Annotated in this window: 21 protein-coding genes and 2 tRNA genes; 10 read left to right on the top strand and 13 right to left on the bottom strand. The window is 51.0% G+C overall.

What is annotated here, in order from left to right; all coding sequences use genetic code 11:
- Positions 1–3: 3 nt before the first annotated feature.
- Together H7F20_RS06065 and H7F20_RS06060 are read right to left on the bottom strand one after the other, a co-directional pair.
- Positions 4–1,131 carry an AraC family transcriptional regulator gene (locus tag H7F20_RS06065; RefSeq protein WP_185785214.1) on the bottom strand — a complete coding sequence of 376 codons (1,128 nt, stop codon included), beginning with the start codon at positions 1,129–1,131 and terminating at the stop codon, positions 4–6.
- Positions 1,132–1,146: 15 nt separating this feature from the next.
- Positions 1,147–2,676, bottom strand: coding sequence for a GH3 auxin-responsive promoter family protein (locus H7F20_RS06060; RefSeq protein WP_185785213.1), 1,530 nt, complete (start codon positions 2,674–2,676; stop codon positions 1,147–1,149).
- 60 nt (positions 2,677–2,736) lie between these two features.
- On the opposite strand from H7F20_RS06060, the gene H7F20_RS06055 reads away from it, so the two are divergent.
- Positions 2,737–3,531 carry a DUF2797 domain-containing protein gene (locus H7F20_RS06055; RefSeq protein ID WP_185785212.1) on the top strand — a complete coding sequence of 265 codons (795 nt, stop codon included), beginning with the start codon at positions 2,737–2,739 and terminating at the stop codon, positions 3,529–3,531.
- Between the two features lie 68 nt (positions 3,532–3,599).
- Here the strand turns inward: H7F20_RS06055 and H7F20_RS06050 are convergent, their stop codons facing one another.
- From H7F20_RS06050 to sppA, 3 genes are all read right to left on the bottom strand, one after another.
- Positions 3,600–6,317, bottom strand: a complete 2,718-nt coding sequence (locus H7F20_RS06050; protein WP_185785211.1) for an AsmA-like C-terminal region-containing protein — start codon at positions 6,315–6,317, stop codon at positions 3,600–3,602.
- Between the two features lie 109 nt (positions 6,318–6,426).
- On the bottom strand, positions 6,427–7,137 hold the full coding sequence (locus tag H7F20_RS06045; protein ID WP_185785210.1) for a queuosine precursor transporter: 711 nt from the start codon (positions 7,135–7,137) through the stop codon (positions 6,427–6,429).
- A 2-nt stretch (positions 7,138–7,139) separates the two neighbouring features.
- Complete coding sequence (sppA, locus tag H7F20_RS06040) at positions 7,140–8,894, bottom strand: signal peptide peptidase SppA (RefSeq protein WP_185785209.1); 1,755 nt, start codon at positions 8,892–8,894, stop codon at positions 7,140–7,142.
- A 143-nt stretch (positions 8,895–9,037) separates the two neighbouring features.
- Here sppA and folK point away from each other — a divergent pair, with 143 nt between their 5' ends.
- Positions 9,038–10,195 (top strand): 2-amino-4-hydroxy-6-hydroxymethyldihydropteridine diphosphokinase, encoded by a 1,158-nt coding sequence (folK, locus tag H7F20_RS06035; RefSeq protein WP_185785208.1) that lies wholly within the window; start codon positions 9,038–9,040, stop codon positions 10,193–10,195.
- A gap of 139 nt (positions 10,196–10,334) precedes the next feature.
- On the opposite strand, the gene H7F20_RS06030 is transcribed toward folK, so the two are convergent.
- Positions 10,335–10,886, bottom strand: coding sequence for an RNA methyltransferase (locus H7F20_RS06030; RefSeq protein ID WP_185785207.1), 552 nt, complete (start codon positions 10,884–10,886; stop codon positions 10,335–10,337).
- Positions 10,887–11,031: 145 nt separating this feature from the next.
- On the opposite strand from H7F20_RS06030, the gene mutS reads away from it, so the two are divergent.
- The 4 genes from mutS (at position 11,032) to H7F20_RS06010 (ending at position 15,827) form a co-directional block, all read left to right on the top strand.
- Positions 11,032–13,647: a DNA mismatch repair protein MutS gene (gene mutS / locus H7F20_RS06025; protein WP_221898741.1), complete on the top strand. Its 2,616-nt coding sequence runs from the start codon at positions 11,032–11,034 to the stop codon at positions 13,645–13,647.
- 84 nt (positions 13,648–13,731) lie between these two features.
- The gene (gene ggt, locus H7F20_RS06020; protein WP_185785205.1) at positions 13,732–15,429 is read left to right on the top strand and encodes a gamma-glutamyltransferase; all 1,698 of its coding nucleotides are present in this window, start codon (positions 13,732–13,734) and stop codon (positions 15,427–15,429) included.
- A gap of 193 nt (positions 15,430–15,622) precedes the next feature.
- Positions 15,623–15,698: transfer RNA gene (locus H7F20_RS06015), tRNA-Gly, on the top strand.
- Between the two features lie 44 nt (positions 15,699–15,742).
- Positions 15,743–15,827, top strand: a tRNA-Leu gene (locus H7F20_RS06010).
- A gap of 75 nt (positions 15,828–15,902) precedes the next feature.
- Here the strand turns inward: H7F20_RS06010 and H7F20_RS06005 are convergent.
- The 3 genes from H7F20_RS06005 to H7F20_RS05995 all read right to left on the bottom strand — a co-directional run bounded on the left by H7F20_RS06005 (position 15,903) and on the right by H7F20_RS05995 (position 17,923).
- Positions 15,903–17,201 carry a DUF4041 domain-containing protein gene (locus H7F20_RS06005; RefSeq protein WP_185785204.1) on the bottom strand — a complete coding sequence of 433 codons (1,299 nt, stop codon included), beginning with the start codon at positions 17,199–17,201 and terminating at the stop codon, positions 15,903–15,905.
- Positions 17,202–17,326: 125 nt separating this feature from the next.
- Positions 17,327–17,719 (bottom strand): type II toxin-antitoxin system HicB family antitoxin, encoded by a 393-nt coding sequence (locus tag H7F20_RS06000; RefSeq protein WP_185785203.1) that lies wholly within the window; start codon positions 17,717–17,719, stop codon positions 17,327–17,329.
- Positions 17,720–17,743: 24 nt separating this feature from the next.
- The gene (locus H7F20_RS05995; protein ID WP_185785202.1) at positions 17,744–17,923 is read right to left on the bottom strand and encodes a type II toxin-antitoxin system HicA family toxin; all 180 of its coding nucleotides are present in this window, start codon (positions 17,921–17,923) and stop codon (positions 17,744–17,746) included.
- Positions 17,924–18,602: 679 nt separating this feature from the next.
- Between H7F20_RS05995 and H7F20_RS05990 the strand changes: the two genes are divergently transcribed.
- On the top strand, positions 18,603–19,256 hold the full coding sequence (locus tag H7F20_RS05990; protein WP_185785201.1) for a hypothetical protein: 654 nt from the start codon (positions 18,603–18,605) through the stop codon (positions 19,254–19,256).
- 155 nt (positions 19,257–19,411) lie between these two features.
- On the opposite strand, the gene H7F20_RS05985 is transcribed toward H7F20_RS05990, so the two are convergent.
- Positions 19,412–19,654, bottom strand: a complete 243-nt coding sequence (locus H7F20_RS05985) for a hypothetical protein (RefSeq protein WP_185785200.1) — start codon at positions 19,652–19,654, stop codon at positions 19,412–19,414.
- Between the two features lie 25 nt (positions 19,655–19,679).
- Between H7F20_RS05985 and H7F20_RS05980 the strand changes: the two genes are divergently transcribed.
- On the top strand, positions 19,680–20,369 hold the full coding sequence (locus H7F20_RS05980; protein ID WP_185785199.1) for a DUF559 domain-containing protein: 690 nt from the start codon (positions 19,680–19,682) through the stop codon (positions 20,367–20,369).
- A 236-nt stretch (positions 20,370–20,605) separates the two neighbouring features.
- On the opposite strand, the gene H7F20_RS05975 is transcribed toward H7F20_RS05980, so the two are convergent.
- Complete coding sequence (locus H7F20_RS05975; protein ID WP_185785198.1) at positions 20,606–21,103, bottom strand: hypothetical protein; 498 nt, start codon at positions 21,101–21,103, stop codon at positions 20,606–20,608.
- 207 nt (positions 21,104–21,310) lie between these two features.
- Here H7F20_RS05975 and H7F20_RS05970 point away from each other — a divergent pair, with 207 nt between their 5' ends.
- Positions 21,311–21,715: a hypothetical protein gene (locus tag H7F20_RS05970; RefSeq protein WP_185785197.1), complete on the top strand. Its 405-nt coding sequence runs from the start codon at positions 21,311–21,313 to the stop codon at positions 21,713–21,715.
- A 364-nt stretch (positions 21,716–22,079) separates the two neighbouring features.
- Entirely contained in the window at positions 22,080–22,370 is a 291-nt protein-coding gene (locus H7F20_RS05965; protein WP_185785196.1) for a hypothetical protein, read from the top strand.
- Positions 22,371–22,468: 98 nt separating this feature from the next.
- On the opposite strand, the gene H7F20_RS05960 is transcribed toward H7F20_RS05965, so the two are convergent.
- Positions 22,469–24,424 carry an adenylate/guanylate cyclase domain-containing protein gene (locus H7F20_RS05960; protein ID WP_185785195.1) on the bottom strand — a complete coding sequence of 652 codons (1,956 nt, stop codon included), beginning with the start codon at positions 24,422–24,424 and terminating at the stop codon, positions 22,469–22,471.
- Positions 24,425–24,713: 289 nt separating this feature from the next.
- A complete protein-coding gene (locus tag H7F20_RS05955) occupies positions 24,714–25,166 on the bottom strand; it encodes a hypothetical protein (protein ID WP_185785194.1) in 453 nt (150 codons plus the stop codon).
- Between the last annotated feature and the right edge of the window lie 192 nt (positions 25,167–25,358).

Here is a 25,358-nt window from a genome sequence, read left to right as displayed (position 1 = left end):
GGATCAGGTTGCCGACCGGAATGCCGTCGGGGTCTGCCCGGTGAATTTCCGGAAGGCGGTGTAGAAGGTCGATTTGGAATTGAAACCGCATTCCAGGCCAATGGCCGTGATGGTGTAGGGGGAGAATTCCGGGTTGCCGAGCAACTCCCGGGCGTAGTCCACCCGATAGGAATTGATGTAATCGGGGAAGTTGTAGCCCGAAAAACGGTTGACCAGTCGCGACATGGTACTGGTGCCCATTCCCAGTTCCTCAGCCAGCCGGTCCTGGCTCAGGACGGGGTCCAGGTAGCGCTCATGCTCACGGATGTAGGAGTCGAGTTCCAGAAAATCCCCATGGCCCGACTCGCTCCGGTCTTCGGAAGAAACCGCTACGGCCCCGGGTACCACGGGCTTGTCACCCAACCGTTTCCTCAGGGCGAGGCGGTCCTGCAGCAGGACATACTGGAAAAATGCCTGGTAACCCACCCAGTAGATCAGCAGCGTGGAGCTGATCCGCAATGGGTAATAGGTATAGGGCGGGTTAAAGATGGCCGAAAAGGAATTCAGAAAAACAGCGAACATCCAGAGCAGGATGACCAGGCCCCCGAGCGTCATAAAGCGATGCAGCCATTTCAGGTTCTCCGGCTGGAGGACCTGGGTTTGCATGGAAGGATAGGTTTTCAGCAGGTGCCAGGCCTTGAAATACAGGAAAAGCGAGTAGGCCAGGGCGATCCCGTCCTCCAGGTTGGTGTAATGCTCCAGCAACTCCTCGGATACCGCGCCCCGGCCTGCCGCCACCACCAGGCCCACCCGGGCCAGGAGTTCGGCGGCAAAAATCGCAAAGCTCAGCCGCCAGAACAGCAGCCGCTGCTTCTCCAGCCCCAGGTAATGCACCAGGAATGCATAGAACATGGGGACGATCAGTACGTTCCACGGAATCTGCAGGTGGTCCCAGAAAAACCCGTCCGGGGTGAAGCCCTTATCGATGACCCACGACTGCAGGTTATTCATCGAAAGCATAAAGACGAAAAGGTTCAGGAAGAGCACCGGCGCCTCAATGCGCCTGCGGACCAGGAAGGTCCCCAGGTTAAAGACAAACCCCTGGAAGGCCCCTGCAATCAGGAAAAAATTAAAGACGGCCGTAAAATCCATCCCCCGCTTTTGTTTTTAATGGGTCCCGACCTTCTGGTCCAGCCCCATGAGTTCTTCGAGGTACTCCCTCGTATTGGACAGGCGGGGGACCTTGTGCTGCCCGCCGAGTTTGCCCTTTGCCTTGAGCCAGTCGTAAAAAAGGTCCTTCCGGGCCCGGTGAATTTTGGGCGGGTTCAGCGTCATGTTCCTGTAGCGCTTCGCCTCATAATCCGAGTTAACAGCCTGCAACTGCTGGTCCAACAGGGTGGAGAAGGCCTTGAAATCCGCGGGGGGATCGCGGAATTCGATCAACCATTCGTGTGCGCCTTTCTCCTTCCCCGACATAAAAACGGGGGCCACCGTATATTCGGCTATGCTGCAACCGGCTTCCCGGCAACTGCGCCGGAGGGCTTCTTCCGTGTTTTCGATCACGAGTTCCTCCCCAAATACGTTTATGTGGTGCTTGGTCCGGCCCGTTATCCGGATCCGGTATGGGGAGGTACTGGTAAAACGCACCGTATCCCCTATCTGGTACCGCCATAAACCGGCATTGGTGGTAATGACAATGGCGTAGTTCACCCCGGGTTCCACCTCCCAGAGCGGCAGGACACGCTGGTCGGGTTTCCCGTAGCTGTCCATGGGGATAAATTCATAGAAGATGCCGTAATCCAGCATGAGCAGCAGGTCCTGGCTGTCGTTGCGGTCCTGGATGGCAAAAAACCCTTCGGAAGCGTTGTAGATCTCATAGAACTGGAAGGATTCCCGGGGCAGCAATTTCCGGTATTGCTCCCGGTAGGGGTTGAAGTTGACCCCCCCGTGGAAATAGACCTCAAGGTTTTCCCAGATCTGGTGCAGGTGGTCCTTGCCGGTTTCTTTCAGGATATGGTTCAGCAGGACCAGCATCCAGGAAGGGACGCCGGCGAGGCTGGTGACATTTTCACGGATGCTTTCCTGGGTAATGGCCTGGAGCTTGCCCTCCCATTCGCTCATCAGGGACACCTTGTTGCTGGGGGTGCTGCTGAGTTCCGCCCAGAAGGGCAGGTTGTCGATCAGGATGGCCGACAGGTCGCCGAAATAAGTCCCGTTATCCTCATACAATTCCTTGCTGCCCCCCAGGCGGAGGCTTTTGCCGGTAAACAGCTGGGAATTCGGGTTGTTGTTCAGGTAGAGGCACAGCATGTCCTTCCCGGACTTAAAGTGGCAGTCCTCCAGGGCCTCCGAACTGACCGGGATGAATTTGCTCTTTGCATTGGTGGTGCCGCTGCTCTTGGCAAACCAGCGGATTTCGGTGGGCCAGAACAGGTTCTGCTCCCCCCGGCGGGTGCGTTCGATCAGGGGTTCGAGTTCTTCGTAAGTGACAATGGGCACGCGGGCCGCATAGGCCTCGTAGGAGGTCAGGCTTTCGAAACCGTATTGCTGCCCGATTTCCGTTTCCTCGGCAAACTCGAGCAGGTTGGTCAGCACCTCCTGTTGTACTTCCCCGGGGTATTTCAGGAAAAGTTCGATCTGGTGATACCGCTTTTTCAGCAACCACGATGCGATGGAATTGAAAAGTGGGATTGGCATTTTTAGGTATCTTTACGCGCCCTGAAGGCAATTAAAGATACTATTTTTTAACAATTGGACATGCAATACGAAGGGGTTCTGCGCAAGATGGAGACCGAAGTGGACCAGCCCATCCGCTATTACCTGCTGTTCCCGGGCGACTTTGTGCGGATGAACGACCTGCTGGACCGCAGGATCGGCATCCGTTTCCTGAAATACCAGTGCCTCAACTGCGGGGAGGACCGGCCCATCTTCAGGCAGGGGTTCTGCCGTTCCTGCTTCTTTGAGACGCCGCGGGCAGGGGAATGGATCATGCACCCCGAAAAGAGCAGGGCCCACCTGGACCAGGAAGACCGGGACCTGGAGTACGAAAAAAAGGTGCAGCTGCAGCCCCATATCGTATACCTGGCCAATTCCAGTAACGTCAAGGTCGGGGTGACCCGCAAATCCCAGGTACCGACCCGCTGGATCGACCAGGGGGCCCATGAAGCCATCGAAATTGTGGAAACCCCCAACCGCTACCTGGCCGGCATCACAGAAGTGGCCCTGAAGGAGCATGTGAGCGACAAGACCAACTGGCGGAAGATGCTGACGGATTCCCTGGAGGACGTGGACCTGTTTGCCTGGCGGAACGACCTGAAGCAGTACATCCCGGAAGAGGCCCTCCCCTACTACATCAGCGATACGCAGGAAACCCGGCTGCAGTTCCCGGTCCTGCGCTACCCCGATAAGGTCAGAAGCCTCAACCTGGAAAAAACACCGGAGTTCAGTGGCCAGCTCAAGGGGATCAAGGGGCAGTACCTGCTGTTCGGGGACAATACCGTATTCAATGTCCGGGGCAGCGAGGGGTACTTCGTCTCCCTGGAAATCGAGTGAACCACCGGGATTCTGGGCTACCGGAGCGATCCGGCTAATCGTGAGATCCGGCTACCGGGATGCCCGGGCTACTGAACTGAATCGCGGGCCGTAGTACGGGCCGTATCCTTCTTTTTCTTCAGCAAACCTCCCAGGACATTGCGTGCGGCGCTTTCCACCTGGCCGCCCGTGGTCTGGGTACCGGTGTTGGCTGCGGCAGTATCCGCTTGTTTCCCCTGTACCACGTCCTTGAGCACATTGCCGAGCCCCGTGCGTACGGAATCCTTCCGGTTTGCGGTGGCCGTGGTGTCCGGGGACCCTTTCAGCAGGTTGCCGATCAGCTCGTTGGCCTTGTCCTTGCCCGTCGCCAGCAATTTCTGCTTCTGCGCCTCCACCAGGCGGGACGTAAGGCCGGTAACGGCCTGATTCAGGTCTGTTTGGACCGTCGGCTCCGAGTACCGCCCCCCGATGGTGGCCACCACCGGGATGGTCGCCTCCTGCAGCCCGGGCTCCTGCAATTCGGTCACCAGGCGGTTTACCTCGCTGCCGAGGTATTTGGCGGGCACCTGCAGGGTGGCCGTGTAATTCAGCTGCTGGTCAAAACTGTGGCTCCCCGCCACGGTTACCTCGATATCCCGGTAGGAAAAACTGAAGGGCCTGACCGTTACCAGCCCGTTTTCAAAATTCAGGACGGTCTTCAGCCCTTTCAGGTCCAGGTCCTCCATCTTGAAGAAATCGAGCCTGGTATCCAGGGCCTCGAGCACCCGAGCCTTGTTCCCGGTCACGTCGGTCGCCAGCACTTCGGCCACCACGTTGCCGGCCAGGGACATCAGGTCCGGGGTGAAATCTTCGTTCAGCAGGCCGCTCAGGCTCACCCTGGAATTCAGTTTCCCCTCCACGATGGCCGCGATGGGAGCCAGGGTTTTAAACAGTTCGATGGCTTCGAGGGTCTCCCGAATCCGGAAACCGTCAATGCCCAGGTTCATGTCGAAACGGGGCGCCCCTTCCCTTGTGGACAACATCCCATTGAGGGACAGCTTGCCGTCCAGGGCGTCCGAGCGGACGTCCTGGATCTGCAGTTGCTGGTCGCGGACCAACAGCCCCCCGCTCACGTTGCGCAGGGGAAGGCCGTCGTAATTCACGGTTGCGGCCTGCCCCCGGATGGTAAGGTCCAGGTTTTCCGGGATGCGGAAGGCCGAATCAGCTGCCGGGTCGGCTTCTGCGCCGGTGGGCGGTTCCGGGCTCATGAAATCGGCAACAACCAGCTGGTTGGCACTCAGGTTGAAATCGCCCCGGAGAAGCCCGTTGTTGAACATATACCCCAGGTAGCCGGGGATGGAGCCGTTCAGGCTGAAATCGCTCTGGCCCAGGGTTCCGGACAATTTTTCCACCCGGGCGAGGGCCGGGTCGAACCGCAGGCTGGCTTCACTTATTTTGACGGGCTCCCGGAAATTGTCGGTCTGCAGGTTCAGGTTGCTCACCTGCAGGGTCCCCGAAGTTCGGGTATCCTGGTAGCGCTTATTCTCCACCGAGGCCATGTCAAAGGCCGTTTGTATATCGGCCCGGAGCAGGCCGCTCAGGCCGGGGGCCATATCCACCGGGTAGGCCTGGTTCAGGTTGGCCAGGTTGACGGTCCCCTTCACGGCTGCGTCCACCTTCGGGTTGGTGGTGAGCGACTGGATCCTGGCGTTCATGGCAAAGGCATCCTGGTCGATCCGGAAACCGGCCTTCGGGATCTCCAGGAAGGTGTCGTCCATATCGCCAGTGGTATTATGCAGCCGGGCGCTGAAATTGATGTCGTCGATGCCCCGGGGCAGGTCCGGGTAGCGGAAGGACGCATCGGTGGCCTCCATGCGGATGTCGAAGCCCGGGATACGCGTGTCGTCCGACCTCCCTTTGACGGTTCCTTCCAGGCTGAAATTCCCGCTTGTGGACACATTGGCCAGGTCCTTCGAATACGCCTCGGGGATCAGGGCCAGGAAATTTTTGAAGTCCGAGCTGGGCGTGCGGAAGGCCAGGTCGATTTCCTGCCCGTCTTCCACCAGCTGGACACTGCCCTCGAATACCAGGGGCATCTGGTTGATGGTACCCGAATTCTCCAGGAAGGTATAGGTATCGGTCCCCAGGTCAATCCCGATCAGGGCATCGAGTTGCAGGCTGTTGCGGCGAAGGTATTGCACACTGTCCATGGCCAGGCTGATCAGGGCCTGCGTCCGGGTCTGCAACCTGGACTCGGCCAGGGAGAGGTCCCCGGTACCCTCGTGCTGGATTTCCTCCAGCACAAAGTCGATCCCCGAAGACCGGTCGGAATAGGAGATCCTCGAGTCCCGGAGCTGGTAATCCTGCAGATCAAAGGTGAACCCTTCCGCGGTATCCGCCGAAGATCCCGGGTCGGTGTCTTCTACGGCTATCATGTAATTGGGCTGCTCCAGGGAATCGATTTTAAGCCTCAGGTCGGCCCCGGATATATAGAGCTCCCGGATGCCGATGGGTTCCCCGGCCCCTTTGAAAAGCTCCCCGATCCCCATGACGAGGTAGGCCTCCCGCGCGGTGAGCAGCGTGTCCCCTTCGAACGGGGCCGCCGTGGTGATGCGCATCCCGGTTAGGGATACCCGGGCATTGGGGAAGTTGCGGATTAGGCTCAGGCTGGCATCCTCAAAATCGAATTCGCCGGTAATGGCCTTGTTCACGTTGGAACGCAGGATCGGGCCGATTTTGGCCTCCAGGAAAAGCGGGATGCCGATAACCAGCAAGAGGAGGAACAAAAGGATCCCCCCAAATATTTTCAGTAGCTTTTTTCGTTTCATAGGTGGTATTCTAAAAGTGGATTCAGGCGGGCGTTCCCCGCCGCTATAATAAACGCAATGCAGCTGAAATACGTATGTCCGATCCGTTAAATGGTGGTCCGGGATGCGATCAGAAGTCCAGAGGCATCTCCTCATTGGGCGCCAGGCCAAAACGCCTGCGGAAGATATATACGAATAGATAGAGGAAAGGGGTGTCGAGGAAGGCGATAAATATCTTAAAAATCACCCCCGACACAAACAGGCCGTAAAAAGCGCTCCAGGGAAGGACCCCGAAGGTGCAAAGCAGGCAAATCACGGTAAACGTATCCACGATCTGGGAGGAAAAGGTGGAAAAATTGTTCCGCAGCCAGAGGTAGCGGCCATTGGTCAGGCGTTTCCAGAAATGGTAGATGGCGATATCGATGTACTGCGCAAAAAGGTAGGCCAGCATGGAGGCGAGTACCGCCACGGGCGACAGGGCAAATACCTGGCTGAAGACGGCGTCGTCCACCGGGGAATTGGCGATGGCCGGGGCATGGTTGGCCAGCAGGACGATCCCCATGGAAAAGAAGGAGGCAAATATCCCGGCCGTTACCACCTGGTTCGCCTTCTTCCGGCCGTAAATCTCGGAAATCAGGTCGGTGATCAAAAAGGTGATCGGGTATGGCAGGATGCCCACGGACAATTCAAAAAGCGGGGCCCCGAAGACCTCGGCATCCCCGAACGGCTTCCAGTAGAAGAATTTCTGGAAAATCAGGTTCGAAACTACCAGGGAGGTAATAAACAGCGCGCCCAGGAAGAGGTATGCCCGATAGGCCACCTGTTGGTCGGATCCCTTCATGCCTAGCGGATTTCCAGGGTAAAGGGAAGCCGCGCCTGTATGCCCTTGCGCTGCATCTGTGCCTTGATCTGCCCGAGGATTTGGGCCCATTCGTCCCCGAGTTGGTTTTTGAGCACTGCTTTCTGTGCGGCCTCACCCGTTCCGCCAAGGTCCTCCATCAGCCGTTCCAGGCCCGATTTGTATTTGGGCAGGGAAAGGGTGCGGTAGGAATCGATCCCGGCCAGCTCGGCTGCGGTATCCAATGCCTCGGGCATCCCCCCCAGGGAATCCACCAGGCCCAGGCGGACGGCCTCCGTCCCGCTCCAAACCCGGCCCTGGGCCAGGCTGTCGGCACGTGCCAGGCTTATCCCTCTGCCATCGGCCACGCGCTGCAGGAAAGTCTGGTAAGTATCCTCGATGCCGTCCCTCAAGACCTTCCGGAATTCATCGCTCATCGGCTCAAAAAAGGAGTAGTCCACCGACAGGTCGTGGGTACCCACCTGTTCGGCATTGACGCCGATTTTTTCAGAGAGCCCGCTGATATTCGGGATGGTGGCAAAGACACCGATGGACCCGGTGATGGTGGTCGGCTCCGCCAGGATCCGGTCCCCGCCAACGGCCATATAGTATCCCCCAGAGGCCGCCACATCGCTGAGGGATACGACCACGGGTTTCTTTTTGCGAGTCTGTGTGATCTCCCGCCAGATCACCTCCGAACTCAATGCGTTTCCTCCCGGGGAATTGATGCGAAGTACCACGGCTTTGATGTCCTCGTCATCCCGAACCCTTTTGAACACCTCTTGCATCCCGGCCTGCCCGATGAAATCCGGGCCGCCATCCCCATAGAGAATTTCCCCCTGGGCGTAGATAATGGCAATCCTGCTTTCGCCCGTATACAAACGTTTGCCCTTTGTTGCCCGGATGTAGTCCTGAAGGCTAACCTGGATCGGGTCCCCATCGTCCGCCCCGCTGGCTGTTGCCAGCAGGTCGTTGTACTCATCCTCGTAGAGCAGGCCGTCAATCAGCCCGGAGGATACGGCACGCTCCGGGGTCCGCGCCAGAAGCACATCCGCAATCCGGTCCAGTTCTGTCTCCTCCAGGCCCCGGCTGGCGGCAATTTCCCCCCGGATACTCGACCAGATCGACCCCAGCAATTCCGAGATCTGCTGCCGGTTCTCCTCGCTCATCGAATCGCTGAGGAACGGCTCCACCGCACTTTTGTATTTGCCGTGGCGCACTACTTCCATACGAACCCCGGTCTTATCCTGGAAGTCCTGGAAATAGAGGACCTCGGCTGCAAGCCCCTTGAATTCGACCTGCCCGGCCGGGTTCATGAAAATACTGTCCGCCACGCTCGAGAGGTAATAGTCCTTCTGCATGAAAAAGTCGCCGTAGGCGTAGATGAATTTGCCGCTCTCGCGGAAGTCCGCAAGCGCCTGGCGGATGGCACGGGTCTGGGAGATGCCTGCCAGGAGGTACGGGCCGCTCAGGCTGATGCCATCGATCCGGTCGTCATCGGCCGCCAGGCGGATGGCCTTGGTGATTTCGTCCAGTCCCTGGGAAACATCAAAAAGCCCGGCCAGAGGGTCGCTGGGGTCGTTGCCCGCATACTCGTTTACCGGGTAGGGAAAGCTCAGCTCCAGGACCGAATGCTTCTTTATGTTGACGGGTTCCTCACTTCCCGCGAGGCTGATAAAAATCAGGAACATGAAAAACACGATCCCTAAGGCCATCAGGGTGCCGAGGATTGCCGCCAATAAATTTCTCAAAAACGCCATAATCGACAGATCTAGGCGCAAAGATAACCATTCGCCTCCGATCTCCGCCTACGCTTCAGGCCCATCCCGGCCCGCGGGTTGAATCGGTCACAAAGACCTGCCCGATCGGGTCCGAATCGGATTGTTTTTCCGTAATTTGCGCTGTGCAGAAGCGATCCGAAACAGCCCTCCTCTCCCTGGGAAGCAACCTGGGAAACCGCGCCTGGCTGCTCCAGCAGGCGCTCTTTCTGATTGCCGCCCGCGCGGGCTCCCTCCTTAAAATCAGCCCGGTTTACCAGTCGCCTGCCTGGGGCTTCGAAGGGGGGGATTTCCTGAACCTCTGCGCAGCGGTGCAGACCGGGCTGGGGCCCCGGGAATTGCTGGATGTCCTGCTGGGGATCGAAAAAGAACTCGGCCGGGAGCGGAAAACCGGCGGCGGATATGCCTCCCGCAGTGTGGACATCGACATCCTGTATTACGGCAGGGAGGTCTTCTCGGAGGACGGGTTGGAGATCCCCCACCCCAAGATCGCCGAACGGGCGTTTGTCCTGAAACCCCTGGCGGACATTGCCCCCCAATTCTACCACCCTGTCCTGAAAAAGGATTCCCGGAACCTGCTGCAGTCCTGCAGGGACCGCGCCTCCGTCGTACGGACCCCCCATAAACTGTTCCCCGACCGCACCTCCCTTTTTGCCGACCGGGGCTATATCGCCATCGAAGGGAATATCGGCGCCGGGAAAACCACCCTCGCCGGGATGATCGCCTCGGACATGGACGCCAAACTGATCCTGGAGCGGTTCGCGGACAATCCTTTCCTCCCCAAATTCTATGAAGACCGTGCCCGCTATGCCTTCCCGCTGGAGATGTCCTTCCTGGCCGAACGCTACCGGCAGTTTACGGAAGACACCCGCCAGCTGGATCTTTTCAAGCGGTTTATGATCAGCGACTACGACATCTACAAGAGCCTGATCTTTGCCCGGATCACCCTGCAGCAAGACGAATTCCTGTTGTACCGGAAACTCTTCAACCTCATGTACAAGGAGGTCCGCAAACCCCGCCTCTACGTATACCTCTACCAGCACACGGACCGGCTGCTGGAACAGATAGCCAGACGGGGGCGCCCCTACGAACAGGAGATCCCGGCGGATTACCTGGAACAGATCCACCGGGGGTATTTTGACTTTATGAAAAATTCCCCGGAACTCAACTCCCTGGTCATCGATGTGAGCGGCTGTGACTTTGTCGAGAACCCCGGGGATTACCACCGGATCCTCGATCAGATGTCGGCTGCCATCCTGGAGCAGGGGGATGTTAAAATTTAGGAATCCTTTTGTAGAATGGGGCGAAATTATTTTCTTGCGCCTCCTTTTGAAGGACATCTGACTAACTCAAACTATACCCAGCCCCGGCCTTTCGGCCGGGGTTTTTTTATTCGGGACACCGGGTTGTCCACGACGGGTACTACCCTGCGGATCCGGGTGCCTGACCCCCGGCGGTCTTGGCGTAAAAATCCCAGAGGAGCACCCCGGCAGCCACGGATATGTTCAGGGAGTGTTTGGTCCCCAGCTGGGGGATTTCGATCACGCCCCGGCAGCGGTCGATGACCGCCTGGGAAACCCCTTTTACCTCATGGCCCAGGACAAAGGCATAGGACGCTCCCGGCTCCGGCCGGAAGTCCTGCAGGGCAACGGCCCCTTCGGCCTGTTCCAGTGCCCAGCACTGGTGGGTCTTCTCCACCTGGGCAATTGCCGTGAGCGTATCGGCCGCATAGTCCCAACTGACGCTTTCCGTGGCGCCCAGGGCCGTCTTGCGGATATCCTTGTGGGGCGGGCGGGCCGTGATGCCGCAAAGCCAGATCTTTTCGATCCGGAAGGCGTCGGCTGTCCGGAATACGGAACCCACGTTGTGCAGGCTCCGGACATTGTCGAGTATCAGGACGGCCGGCGTTTTGCGGGCCTCCTTAAACGAGGCCACGTCCAGGCGGCCGAGTTCCTCATTTTTGAGTTTGCGCATGGGTCAGGGGGCTAATCGGCCCAAAAATACCACAAATCCGGCAGGGGGCCCGCCCGGGCCGAAGTTATCCTTAAATATCAACATCCATTGGGCGCACAGGGGGAATCCCTTATTTTCGTTTCTCACATCCCAGAACCGCAACACCCTGGCAGCAAAAAAGAAAAAAGAGACCCCGCTGATGCAGCAGTACAACGGTATCAAAAAACGATATCCGGATGCATTGCTGTTGTTCCGCGTGGGCGATTTTTACGAGACCTTCGGCGCCGATGCCGAGAAGGCGGCCGAAATCCTGGACATTGTGCTCACCCAGCGCAACAACGGGGGCGACCAGACAGCCCTGGCCGGGTTTCCGCACCACGCCCTGAACACCTACCTGCCCAAACTCGTGAAAGCCGGGCAGCGGGTGGCCATCTGCGACCAGCTGGAAGACCCGAAACAGACCAAGACCATCGTGAAGCGGGGTGTCACTGAACTGGTGACCCCGGGAGTTGCCCTGGGGGACGACATGCTGCAGGCCAAGGCGAACAACTTCCTGGCCGCCGTGCATTTTGGCGGGGCGCGGATGGGGGTTTCCTTCCTGGATGTGTCCACGGGGGAATTTTTCCTCTCGGAGGGAAACCGGGAAACCACGGACAAGTGGCTGCAGAATTTCGGCCCCAAGGAAATCCTGATCTCCAAAAAGCACCGGACGGATTTCCGGGAGCAATTCGGCCCGGGATACCATACCTTTTGCCTGGAGGACTGGGTATTCCAGGAAAACTACGCCCGGGAAACCCTGACCAACCATTTCAAGACCACCGGCCTGAAAGGTTTCGGGGTGGAAGGGCAGCCGGCCGGCATCCTGGCCGCCGGTGCCATCCTGCATTACCTGGGGGAGACCCAGCACCGGCAGCTCGGGCACATCGGGGGCATCCGCCGGCTCGCTTCCGAGGACTATGTCTGGATGGACCGCTTCACCATGCAAAACCTGGAACTGTTCCGCACCCGGGACCCCGGCGGGGTTTCCCTGCTGGATGTGACAGACCACACGCGGTCGCCCATGGGGGGGCGCCTGCTGCGTCAATGGCTGGCCCTCCCGCTCAAGGACCTGGAGCCCATCCGGAGGCGGCACCGGGTGGTGGCCCACTTTTGCAGCCAACCCGACCTGCTGTCCCCGATCCGGGAACAACTCCGGCAGATGGGCGATTTGGAACGGCTCATTGCCAAGGTGGCCGCCGGCAAGATCACCCCCCGGGATACGGTGCATTTAAAAAACGCCCTGGAAGCCGTGGTCCCCGTCAAAAGCCGCACGGCCGGTTCCGGGGAGCCCGCCCTGGAGGAGCTCTCCGGCCGGCTCGACCAGTGCGTCCCGCTACGGGAGCGGATCAAGGCCGTCCTGCTGGAAGAGGCCCCGGCAATCATCGGCAAAGGGCGCACCATCGCCCCTGGGTATTCGGAAGAACTGGACGAGCTACGGGGCCTGGCCGGATCGGGCAAGGACTACCTGGACCAGATGCTCCGGCGGGAGCAGGAACGGACCGGGATCACTTCCCTGAAGATCGCCTCCAACAATGTGTTCGGCTATTACATCGAGGTCCGCAACACCCACAAGGACAAGGTCCCCCCGGAATGGATCCGGAAGCAGACCCTGGTCAGCGCCGAGCGCTACATCACCGAGGAACTCAAGGAATATGAAGGAAAGATACTGGGGGCCGAAGAACGCATCCTTGACCTGGAGCAGCAACTGTTCTCCCAGCTGGTGGTCTGGATGCAGGAGTACATCGCCACCGTCCAGCAAAACGCCCGCATCCTCGCCGAGCTGGATTGCCTGAGCGGCTTTGCCAGCCTGGCCCTGCAGCACGACTACGTCTGCCCGGAGATGACCGATGCCACCGACCTGCGCATCGAACAGGGGCGCCACCCGGTGATCGAGCGGCAGCTGCCACCAGGGGAGGCTTACGTGCCCAACGACCTGCACCTGGACCGGGACCAGCAGCAGATCATCATGATCACCGGGCCCAACATGAGCGGGAAATCGGCCATCCTAAGGCAGACGGCACTGATCGTCCTGCTGGCGCAGATCGGCAGTTTTGTCCCTGCCCGTGCCGCCCGCCTGGGCGTCACCGACAAGATCTTTACCCGGGTGGGCGCCAGCGACAACATCTCCATGGGCGAATCCACCTTCATGGTGGAGATGAACGAGGCCGCGTCCATCCTGAACAACCTGTCGGAGCGCAGCCTGATCCTGCTCGACGAGATTGGCCGGGGCACCAGCACCTACGACGGTATTTCCATCGCCTGGGCCATCGCGGAGTACCTCCACCAGCACCCGGCCCGGGCCAAGACGCTGTTCGCCACCCACTACCACGAACTCAACGAGATGGCCGGCAGCTTTGCCCGCATCAAGAATTTCAACGTGTCCGTCAAAGAGCTGAAGGACAAGGTGCTTTTCCTGAGAAAACTGGTCCCCGGCGGCAGCCACCACAGTTTCGGCATCCATGTGGCGCGCATGGCGGGCATGCCCCAGGAAGTGGTCCGCAAGGCCCAGAAGATCCTGGTGCAGCTCGAAAAATCCCATGCAGGGGAAGAGCTCACCGAGGGCCTGCACGCGGTGAAGGAGGACATGCAGCTCAGCTTTTTCAACCTGGACGACCCGCTGCTGGAACAGATACGCGAAGAAATCCTGGACCTGGACATCGATACGCTTACCCCTGTGGAGGCATTGATGAAGCTCAACGAGATCAAGCGGCTGCTGAAGGCCAACAAGAAGGCCTCTTCCTGAAGCTCCTGCCCGTCAATGCCTGGCCCCAAGGTACAATTACCACCTTTTTTTAATAGCTTTAGGCAAACCCTATTTACCGACCCCATGAAAAAACTGTACACCTTCCTGATCTTCATTTTCTGCTGCACTACCCTGGCTGCCCAGGACCGCCTCACAGGGGAAACCCACACCACCCGCTCGGAGGTGCTAGCCCGCCACGGCATGGCCGCCACGAGCCAGCCCCTGGCCACCCAGGTGGCCCTGGACGTCCTCAAAAAGGGGGGCACCGCCATGGATGCCGCCATCGCGGCCAACGCCATGTTGGGCCTGGTGGAGCCTGCCAGCTGCGGGATTGGCGGCGATATCTTCGCCATCGTCTGGGATGCGGACGAGCAGAAACTCTACGGGTTCAACGGGAGCGGGCGCGCCCCCAAATCCATCTCTATCGACTACTTCATGGAACAGGGCATGAAATACGTCCCCTTTTCGGGGCCCCTGCCGGTGACCGTCCCCGGCTGCGTGGACGGGTGGTTTGCGCTCCACGGCAAATTCGGCAAACTGCCCATGAAGGAGTTGCTGCAGCCCGCCATTGACTACGGGCGGGAAGGTTTCCCGGTATCCGAGGTCATCGCCTATGAAATGGCCAGCTCCTACAAGTACTCCGAGGACCAGCCCGGCTTTGCCGAAACCTACATGCCGCTCGGGCGGCCGCCGAAAAAGGGGGAGGTCTTTAAAAACCCCAACCTCTCCAATACCTATGAAAAAATCGCCGAAGGAGGGCGGGATGCATTCTACAAGGGGGATATTGCCCGCACCATCGACACCTATATGAAAAAACACGGGGGCTTCCTGTCCTATGAGGACCTGGCCGCCCATACCTCCAACTGGGTGGAGCCCGTCAGCATCAACTACCGGGGGTACGACATATGGGAACTCCCCCCGAACGGACAGGGGACGGCAGCCCTGCAGATGCTCAATATCCTTGAGGGTTACGACATCGCTTCGATGGGCTTCGGGAGCGCGGAATACCTCCACGTGCTCACGGAGGCCAAAAAACTGGCCTATGAGGACCGGGCCAAATTCTATGCGGACCCGGCCTTCAACGACATCCCCCTGGAGGAACTCCTTTCCGATGCCTACGCCGCCCAGCGCCGTGCCCTGATCGACCCGGACAAGGCAGCGGACTCCTACCCCGCCGGGGATATGGAGATCGAATCCGGGAATACCACCTACCTTACCGTTGCGGACAAGGACGGGAACATGGTGTCCCTGATCCAGAGCATCTATTCGGAATTTGCCTCCGGGATGGTCCCGGACGGTTTGGGCTTTGTGCTCCAGAACCGGGGACAGATGTTCAACGTCCAGGACCCGGACCACGCCAATGCGATCGAACCCGGGAAGCGGCCCTTCCACACCATCATCCCTGCGTTCATGACCCAAAACGGCAAGCCAGTGATGAGCTTTGGCCTGATGGGTGGGGCCGTACAGCCCCAGGGCCATACCCAGATCGTGGTGAACATCGTGGATTTTGGCATGAACCTGCAGGAAGCGGGCGATGCCCCCCGTATGCGCCACAGCGGCAGTTCGCAGCCGACCGGCTCCAAAATGACCAACGGCGGAACCCTGAACCTGGAAAGCGGCTTCGATTATAAAACCATCCGGGAGCTGGAGAAAAAAGGCCACGACGTGACCTTTGCCGTGGGCATCTACGGCGGCTACCAGGCCATCAAAGTGGACCTGCCCAACAAGGTGTACACCGGGGCCTCGGAGTCCCGCAAGGACGGGCAGGCGGCCGGTTACTGAGGCGCCCCTTCCCGGCGACCCGGGCTCTTGGGCCCTGCAAATGACTGCTTTTTGCCCAACGGTTTCCGTGGGAGCAAACCTGACTTTTGTAGTGGGTTCCCCTCCCCTTTTTCGCCAAAAAGTTCTTTGCTTTTCACCAAAATGTATTAAATTTGCCTCCGCATCCAAAGGGGATGCACGTTCACATTTTATTGCGAAAATAGCTCAGTTGGTAGAGCGCCACCTTGCCAAGGTGGAGGTCGCGGGTTCGAATCCCGTTTTTCGCTCCACGCACAAAAAACGCTGCCCGTCAGCGTTTTTTTGTTCGCGCCCTGCTCGGGTGGTGGAATTGGTAGACACGTTGGACTTAAAATCCAATGGCCATTGCGGCCGTACGGGTTCAAGTCCCGTCCCGAGTACATTAAAACCCTCATAATCTTTTGATTTTGAGGGTTTTATCATTTTTTCAGTAACGATATAGTAACAAATTAGATTTAAAAGATACTATTGGGAAATCTGGGGAGATCAATTTCCTTTTCTCGCTCTTCATTAACTTTTTCACGAATAGAAATTGACTCTCTATACTCTTGCGCTTCTTTTACACGAACAAACTCTACTTCGTTTTCTACTATTTTGTTTACCGCTCTTTCTATTTCATCCAGGGAAACCTTAAAAAACTCTTTTCGGAAATTTACTAGATTAAGACTCTTGTCTTTAAAGGTTTGATGAAGCTCATATTCCAAGGCTGGAGCATCATTGGAGTAAATCATGGCATGCACATCAAATCTAAAAGGAACAGAAGAATCGCCAAGCTCTCTGACACGGTCTAAAGGTTCTAACCTTCGAGTTAGGCCAATTTTATATATATCCTCTCCAAAGGAGCCTACATTAGAAATCACATAGACATAACCAGATTTGGTTTGTTGTGCCATGGAAATTGCCCTTTCTCTTTGTTCGTGGGCAAATTTTAATTTTTCTTCCAAATTTGTTATTTGACTCTCCAGTTCACTTAATTTTTCACCACTCACAAGGCCTAAGTCCTTTTTAGCTTTTTCAAGTGCCATTTGATAAAAAGCTTCCTCTTTTTCGGCCTTTTTTCTTGCTATTTCAAAATCCCTTTGGGCTCGTTCTTCTTCTCTTATTCTAGCTCTTTCCTCCCTTTGCTTTTCTTTCTCCTGGTGCTTTTTTAACCGATGTTCATATGTAGCCCTTAACTCATCAATTTTGAGCTTTTTGTAAAGTGGTTTAATCTCTATGTTATTGTTTTTATTAATTCTGTTGATGGAGTTATATTCTTTTTCTATTCGCTTTTGAAATGTCAAAATATTGTTCCATTTAACTCGGGAAATCAAATTATTGCATTCTCCATTAAAAGCTTTCATCATAGTTTTTACGATTGAAATGAAGGCTTTTCTTGACTTCCATTCATGGCCCTCAACTTCGTAACAGGCCAGGCCCGATTTTATCATTGATTTTTGTTGTGCTACAATTTCTTCAATTTTTCTCTTGTAACTATCTGAATCATCAAAATTGAAAATCGGGTCATAGTGACCAAATGAAACAAGGTCCAACTTACTTTCATAAACCTTAGTTTCCTCTACAAGATCCTCCAACTTTTTCTTGCCTCTTTCGTAATCTACAGCAATCCTAGCACGTTCTGACTGAATTTCAGAAAGTTGTTTGTTTACTTTTTCTATTTCATCTTCTAAATCAATAATTTCAGAGTACTTATCTAATAGAGATTGCTTTTCTCTTTCACATTGTTTTAGTTTTTTGTTTTTAAACAAGTCCATCGAAAATAGGTTTTGACTCCTTTTTTGTTAAGAAGCTCTTATCTCAAATAAGATAAACATTCTGAAAAAAAATGCCGCCTAAATGGCGGCATATAAATTTTGCTTTAAAAAGCATTCGGGTAAAACTACAATTCAATAGAAAGCAAATCTTCTCCAAATCTGTGTAATGAGTGTTCGATTTTCTCTTTGGTTTTTTCTCTTGGCTTATGAAGGCCAGAAGAATAATGTTGTAATTGTTTTTGATGGATTCCAGTAAGAGCTTCTAATCCTGCAAAACCAATTATTCCTCTAAAATAATTGAGAAGGCTTTCCATATCAAATTTATATAAGATGGTATAATCGCCTTTCAAAACATCAGGAATATCATCACCAAACTCCATAATTGTTTCAATCGAATCTTTGACTGATTGTTTTACTTCTGCAACGGAATCTCCCATGGCATAGATTCCCTCAACATTATCTGCATAAGCGGAATAACCATCTTTCGTTTTCTCAATAATAATTCTAATTGTCTCCATCTCGATGCTATTTTACAACTCTTATCAGAGCCCCATTTCCTTTTTAAGCTTCATTTCTAATCCCTTACCAAGTTCCTTGGAACCATGATTAGGTATGGGCACTTTCTTTCCATCTTTTGTATAAATTTCATGGCTTCCTTTCCCTTGCCTCAAGAATTGCCAACCATTCTTTTTAATAAGTCTTATAAATTCATTGCATTTCATTAATACTCAAGTTCACTAATTCAAATATAGTAATATTACTATATTAAACGAGTATTTTAACAATTAATTATAGTAATATAGCAGTAAATAAGAAATGGGGATAGGTTTGAAGTCGATTTTCCGAACTTTAGAATGAGTTACAAAACATCAAACACTTTGCTAATAACTTAATTTGACCTGCAAAGGCCTTGCAGCATAATTAAGCCTATAAATAACTCCGATCAGAGACCTCCGATATTGGATTCAAAGTGTCATAGAATTGGGGTATCAGATTTAGGAGCAACCATACAAATTTGCTCCAACAGCTATCCCTATTAATATTCCTACGATTATAGAAACTGACATTAGCAAAAGTATTCCTCCTGCTTCTTTTGGATTATTTAGCATTTAGTTTTCTTTAAAAAACATAAGATTAAATCAAAATAGGTATTTAAAAATACCCAACTGCCTCATTCATACTATAGCGATTATATGGTGTCATCCCTTCCGCAGAATAGATATGAATCTGTTGAAGCTGGAAACGCTTAATACACCAGGCAAAGAAAGCTCTGCTTTTGATCTTCGGATTTGTAGTACTCTTCCATATGAGTTTTAAGCGCATACACTTCATAAGTTCGTTTTCTGCAAATTCATTAAATTCCATTTCTTTCCTTATCATCGTAAAATACATCTATTCATAATGTTTGCATTTAAGTTACTAAATACCTCAGATCATATCCCGAAAATCCGATTAGGGATAAAATTTTTGACATTCCTTTCTATATATCTTATTCATCCATCTCTAGCCTTTGGACAAATAGCTTTCGAAGAGCCGGATAAAGAACAGATAAGTATTGGTCAAATAGGCAATATAAATGCCCATATCACAGAGATTGGACCTGATCGGTTGGCTCTTAGTTGGAAAATAATTGACCTTGAAGCTACAGGGTCAGATAATATTTTCATGGCATATGATAGAGAAACTCATAAGGTAGAATTTGAAGCCACCTATGATGAACTCGAAGCCCTAAAAGTTTGGATCGAGGAACGTCAGAAGACAAAAACAGGAGGAACTGTAAATTTGGGAGAATGGGAGGTTACCTACGTTCAATCCGCTTTGGGAATCCCTGTATTCTCCTGGACGGGACCTACCGGAAATTTTGAAAGTGCCATTAACTCAGAGATGCGCATGCGATTAATGACTCGGAGGTACCTAGAAGGAGCCATTGAGGAATATAAGTTGCGTCAAGCCAAGGAGGCGGAGCGCGATGCGAGACGTAAAGCCAGGGAAGAACGTCGGAAATCAAAAAACATGAAGGATGACGGCGATATTAAAAGAAATAAGATGTTTTGATTGAAACTTAAACTTAATTTTTTTGCTATCTACTAAGGCGAGAGGATTGTGTAATTGGAACTTAGCAATAAGAAAACTCTACAAAACATCCCTTGGATACTATTCAGAGCATCCAATTTCATTTTGTTAACACCTAATATAATTGTGTGCTGAGCCTAAATAATATCTGCCCCATGATGTTTTATGCATTCATCAAATGATGGAAACCATTTTAAAGAATGTGCGCCTTCTGCATTAATTCTTCTATAAAACCCATCTTCATCGTCGATCTTCTCATAAATTGCATAAGCCGCCCCCTTCTTATTTTTAAATAGAACAGATTGATAAAATAGCACTCCATCTTCTGAGTAGCCTGAAGTTATTTCAAAAAATGCCTCGTGTCTTGTGAAAAAATCCAACCCTTAATTTTATTACCTTCTGTTTATGAATATAGATGAAAAAAATTCAAATAAAATGGAGCAAATATTAGCAGGTGTCCGTAGTAGGATTGATTCCTTTCTTAACGCTTCTGACTCTCCTATTGAAAGATTGTTCCTTTTAAGGATATTGAATTTTATTGAATCAGAAAGAAGCCAAGATTATTCATTTTACAATTGGAGTTTTGAGGAATCATATGAGGTTGCTGAAATGGACTTTAAGTACCAGGCGAAAGTAAAAGGAATAGAACCTAAGGCCTATATAGGACGATACATAATAAATGCTAGTTTTATCAATCAACCTATTCAAGATGTTGAATTTCTTAATACTCCAGAATCAGTCAGAGCCTTTCTGGAAGTTATTCCTCAGAGAAAGGTTTATTGCAAAAAATCGGAGAAATTCTACAGTGTTGATGTTGGTTTAATACTGGATTTCAGGAATCACTTCGGCAAATCAAATAAAAGGTACTTTTTGGGAATTGAATGCGATGGACATGCTTTTCATTCAACCAAAGATCAGATAAAGAGGGACAATGCACGAACAAGGGATTTAAAAAGTTCTGGATGGGATATGTTGAGGTATAGCGGTTCGGAAATATACAATCAAAGCGATGAAGAATTTGCAAAGGATTTTAGAATGATCCTGGATATTCTTCGCGGTGTAGAATCAAGTGATAATTGGGAATACAAGGTTTAAGAATATTTTGACATAGCAGTAAAAATGCTGCTTTTAATACTCCGATGCAGTTGGATTATTAAAATAACCGTATGCCCATTTAGGCATTATCTCTCTTGGGATGTACCTCAGCTATCTTTTTAGGGAGATCGTGGCTAAATAGTCGATACGGTAACCTTTACAACGGCCTTGGCCTTTAACCGAACTCGCTTTTTATTGTTACCTACTAAGGGAGAGAGAAGAAAGTTAGGTTTTAATCAAAAAGACTGATATTGGGTCCACACTTCGCTCCATAGTGATATCCCATCCTGATCCCTACAATTTACCGGAACTATCCATTTGTTGTATGACGCATTTTGCGCAGGAACATGTTCTCCAATTACTATATCAACTTGCTCTTTGCCATCGATTGTATATACCATCCTATAGGTTCGCGAAATTGGGGATATACCTATTATTTCATATGTCCCGGTCCTACCGTCCGTATCGTAAAAAACATTTTTCTGATGGGTCTCATATAATTCGCCGTCTGATTGAATCAAACTAACCGTAAATTCATTTTTGGCACTATCAAAGTAGACACCTACATCGCCAGGAAGCCAATTTTCGTTTGCAATTTCTGATGTCTCACAAAAGAAATCATGTTCGGCATCGAAACCCGAAAAAGTTGGGGCTCTTTCTTGCTCATTTCCATAGTCAAAACCCCAATTCCCTCCCATGGGAACATCATTAGCCCCATCCATAAATCCGTCCATGACACAAGAGGTTTGAATTAACACAATCAGTGAATACGTAAAAAGTCGGAAAATGTGCATACAGTACTTCTTTAAGGTTATCCCCATTGGATACTATCAATTTAGTCATGGAACTGTAGTAGAACGTCCGAAAACTTGTCATCGGCAAAATACTGGACACACTTATCTAGTCCCCTGTCTATTTTAGTTTAAGATAAATCCAGAGGCATGAAACCAATATCGAAGAACCTCAGAATTTGCGCACTACTATTGAACTCCCTGATCTTGTTCCAGAGTTGTGTGGTCTACCACAAAACGCCTGTGTCTTTGCATCAGGCAGCACAGGGCAGAGCCAGGGGTAAAGTAGTTACCGCTGGCAAGACAGTTGATGACTATGCATTTTTTACCGAGAGTAATGGCAGGTTTTACGGGGTCAAAATGGAATTGGGGAATGAACTGAGGATACCAATTGAGGACTCACCTGACACACAGATTTACCTTAAGAACAAAAATGCCTCCACAATTAGAACGGTTCTGCTTTTCACAGGTGTTGGAATTATTGTTATTGCTGCTATGTATATTTCATTTTCTGGTGATATCTATTCTGGTGGTTTTGGTTTTATATCTATTTAGGACTAGTGATGCATTTTATCTCCTTCTGGTTTTATTTGCTCTTATTCGTGTAACCGTTCAGGATTTAAGCCACGATTTCTTTCCAGAGGTAGGATAGGTCCACTAAAATATTTTAAGGCTGTTTTTGCCAACCCCCGCAACGATCTTCCAGTTTCTTATATGTTCGTACAATGAGAATGGTTGATTTTGTTGGAGTAACCTGAACTTCAGATACGTATTTAATTTACGTTTTATCTCTAACGGGGCTACGAATAGAACCAGCGACACAGTTTCTTAGGTCATTTGTGCATAGCTGTAAGGAATCCTGGGCCAGTTTGCCTATCCTTGTGACTTAAACCAACATCTTCCCAAAAAGCCCATTTATATGAAAAAACTATTGGTCATTCTATCCTTCGCCCTGACTTCCAATTGCCTGGCACAAACCGAACCTGTTATAGCACCCGAAACGACTCAGACCGTTCAGGTCCGGGACAGTCTGGAACAATCCCTGGTAGTCCTAACTGAACGCTTGGAGGATTTAGGTCAGGAAATGACGCGTTTGCTTAGGTCTTCCTCTTCGGAAAACCCCATTGTCAAAAACCTGGAGAACGAATATCTGGTATTGCTTGAAAAGCGGGAGCGGCTGGTGATTCGATTGGCAGCGCTGGAAAACTAAGCGGTTCCTGCCCAAGGCATGAAAAAAGAACAGGCCAATTTTTGATTTACGTTGTACTGTCTCAAATAAGGTCTAATTGAGATGGAATGTCAGGCATTTTAGGCGATCTGTTCATACTCTACTTCTGCAAAATACATCTTCAGCAACTGTCCATTCTTAACCTCAACTTCCCCACGGTAGGTAAAGTCATATTTGTCTTTTAAGAGATTATACGTGCTTTCAGAGACATTGATCCTTCCTGGTTCTGATTTTGATTCCATCCTGGCGGCAAAGTTTACCGTGCTTCCCCATATGTCATAGGCAAACTTCTTTGTGCCTACTACACCAGCTACAACGGGGCCTGAGTTTAGACCTACGCGAACTTCAAAAGGATAAATATTCTTAGGAGGATTCTCTTTTGTCTTCTCCACGAAGTCGCGCATATCTATGGCAGCCTTTAATGCATCTTCAGCATGTGTTTCACTCGGCCTGGGTATGCCTGCAGCACACATATATGCATCTCCGATAGTTTTGATTTTTTCGAGACCATACTTCTCTATGATCGTATCAAAGTACCTGAAATAGTAATCCACGCTTTCCACCAATTGCTCTGGGGATAATTGTTCGGCAATTAGTGAAAATCCTTTGAAATCTGTAAATAATACAGTGATTTCATTGAATTGCTTGGCTTTTATGGAGCCATTTTTCTTCAGTTCATCAGCGGTTTCTTCAGGAAGTATATTTAATAGTATTTCATCAGACCGATCTTTTTCTTCAGCTATTCTATTCCTGGCTTTGCGTATAAACATGAATCGATTTAGCAATCCAAGTGATATTAAAACAAAAACTCCCAAACCTATAAACAAAAGTAGTCTAGCTTGCTCCTCCTTTTCCTTTTCCAAACTCCTTTCTAATTCATATTGTATCTTTTGATTTTCATACGTACGTTCCCTCGAATGCGTAATTGACCGGAGTTGGGACAGCACTGTTGCATGTTCATTGTTGCGGAGGGAATCCTCGGCAGCATTTAACCTTTGGTACGTCTCATAGGCATTCTGGTAATCGTTCTGCAGCGCATAAGCTTCTGAGAGCCCCAAATATGCATCTCTGGTTTGCTGGAGCAGTCCCTCATTCTGGGCTACTTCCAACCCACTGATAAAACTACTGACCGCAAGAGCTGGGTTTTGTTGTTGCAAAGCAACATTACCGAGGCCGAGATATGCTTCGGCTTCTTCGAACTTGGTACTTTTTTCAACAGAAGATGCCAGCGCCTGCTTGTAAAATTCCTCTGCATTGGCAAAATCTTCCATTTTGAGGTAAGCGGCACCTATAAAATTAAGGGGTGTCGCCGGATCAAACCCGAGTTCCCTAAAGTGATCCAGGGCATCATTCAGGTAAGGCAGAGAGGATTCAGGTTTTTCTAGTTCGAGATAGAGTTCCCCGAGATTTACATTGGCTGCAGCCAGCCCCATGGAATAATTAATTTCTTCAAAGTAAGGCACGGATTTCTGGTAATATTCAATCGCCGGGTCATAGGTCAGCTCGTCATTTTTGTAAACCGTGCCGATATTTACATAGGCCGTCCCGATGCGCATAGGGTCATCGACGATTTCTGCATTACGCAAAGACTCAAAAAAATGGTCCAATGCTTTGGGATCATCCCCCATGGATAGATAAACAGATCCTATGTTGCTTTGCAAATTACTGATGCCAAGGATATCTCCGGACTTTTGAAATACTTCCAACGATTGCTGAAAATGTTGTTCAGCTATAAAAAATTCACTTCTGTAATAGCTGACAATCCCAATATTCTTAAGGCTTTGAGCTTTGCCTAAATCATATCCAAGCCTTTCAGAAAGCTCAAGTGCCTTTTCAGAAGCAATCAATGAAGAATCTGGGTTGGAAAATGATAACTCTTCAGCCTTACTTATAAGCTTCTTGATATAGTTTGTATCGGTTTCCTGAATTACAATTTCTCCAGACTCCCAATCAGAAAGTTGAGCATTTCCCACAACCGAATAGGATAGGGCTATTAGAAGAAGTAAAAAATAAGGTCTTGGAATAAGAAACGACATTGGTTGTGGTTGAATGCCTTTTCAAAATACGAAAAATAGTCTTTCAACACTACAATGTACTGAGTATCAGAATGACGCAAGTATTGTAAAAGTGAGCGGAAAATATTGGAATGAGGTCGGACTATTGGTGATACGGCCTGCCCATTTAGCCATTATCTCGATTGGAGTGGACCTCAGCTACCTTTTGGAGGAGATCGCGGCTAATTGGTAGATACGGGAACCTAAATTCTCAACATCAATAATATCTAAGCAGGTAGCTTCTTTAGACTTTCTGGCATAGTTTCAATTGCTAATCGAGTCGAAGTTCTTTGTATAGTTCGGATGCTCCGACCCATTTGCCTTCCATCATTACCATGAACTGCTGTAACCCTGGTTTTCTGTGAAATTCTTGAATTAGAAATTCATCATAAGGAAACTGAACATCAACAACTCCTTCACTCTCAAGTACTTTCATGTGAATTGCCAGATTGACTCTATCGAGTTGGTATGCCACAAATTGCACGAGCTCTATAGAATCCAGCAAAACTAGGTCTTGTTCTCCCCGGGTGATTATACCCGCCAGTTGCTGATTATCATAAACACTTGAATTGAGATTGTATAATGCTTCGGTAAAGGAATATGATGCAGCTGCTCGTAACTGAGTCGTATTTTGCCGAGTTTCGTAAGCTAAGAAAATGAGTCCTCCAAGTACAGCTACGTTAGCTAATACACTAATGGTCTGCGCAATATTAAATTTAGACATAGGAACTTATATTTTAATTATCCCTAAACACTTTTTCTGAATTTACTTCTCGCATAATAAGATCACCCTAATTGCTTGATCCTTATTTCAATTCGTAATTTGAATGTCATTTCACCAACAGCATACAGCAAGTATTTACTGAACCGGTTTTCTGTGAGGAGTCTTTGGCGGAGCTGGCGAAAAAATGATATC

Source organism: Robiginitalea sp. SC105 (genome assembly GCF_014243345.1).
In the GTDB taxonomy this organism is placed as follows: Bacteria; Bacteroidota; Bacteroidia; order Flavobacteriales; family Flavobacteriaceae; genus Robiginitalea.
The sequence above is the reverse complement of the archived record's forward strand: the minus strand, read 5'-3'. Positions and strand labels throughout refer to the sequence as shown.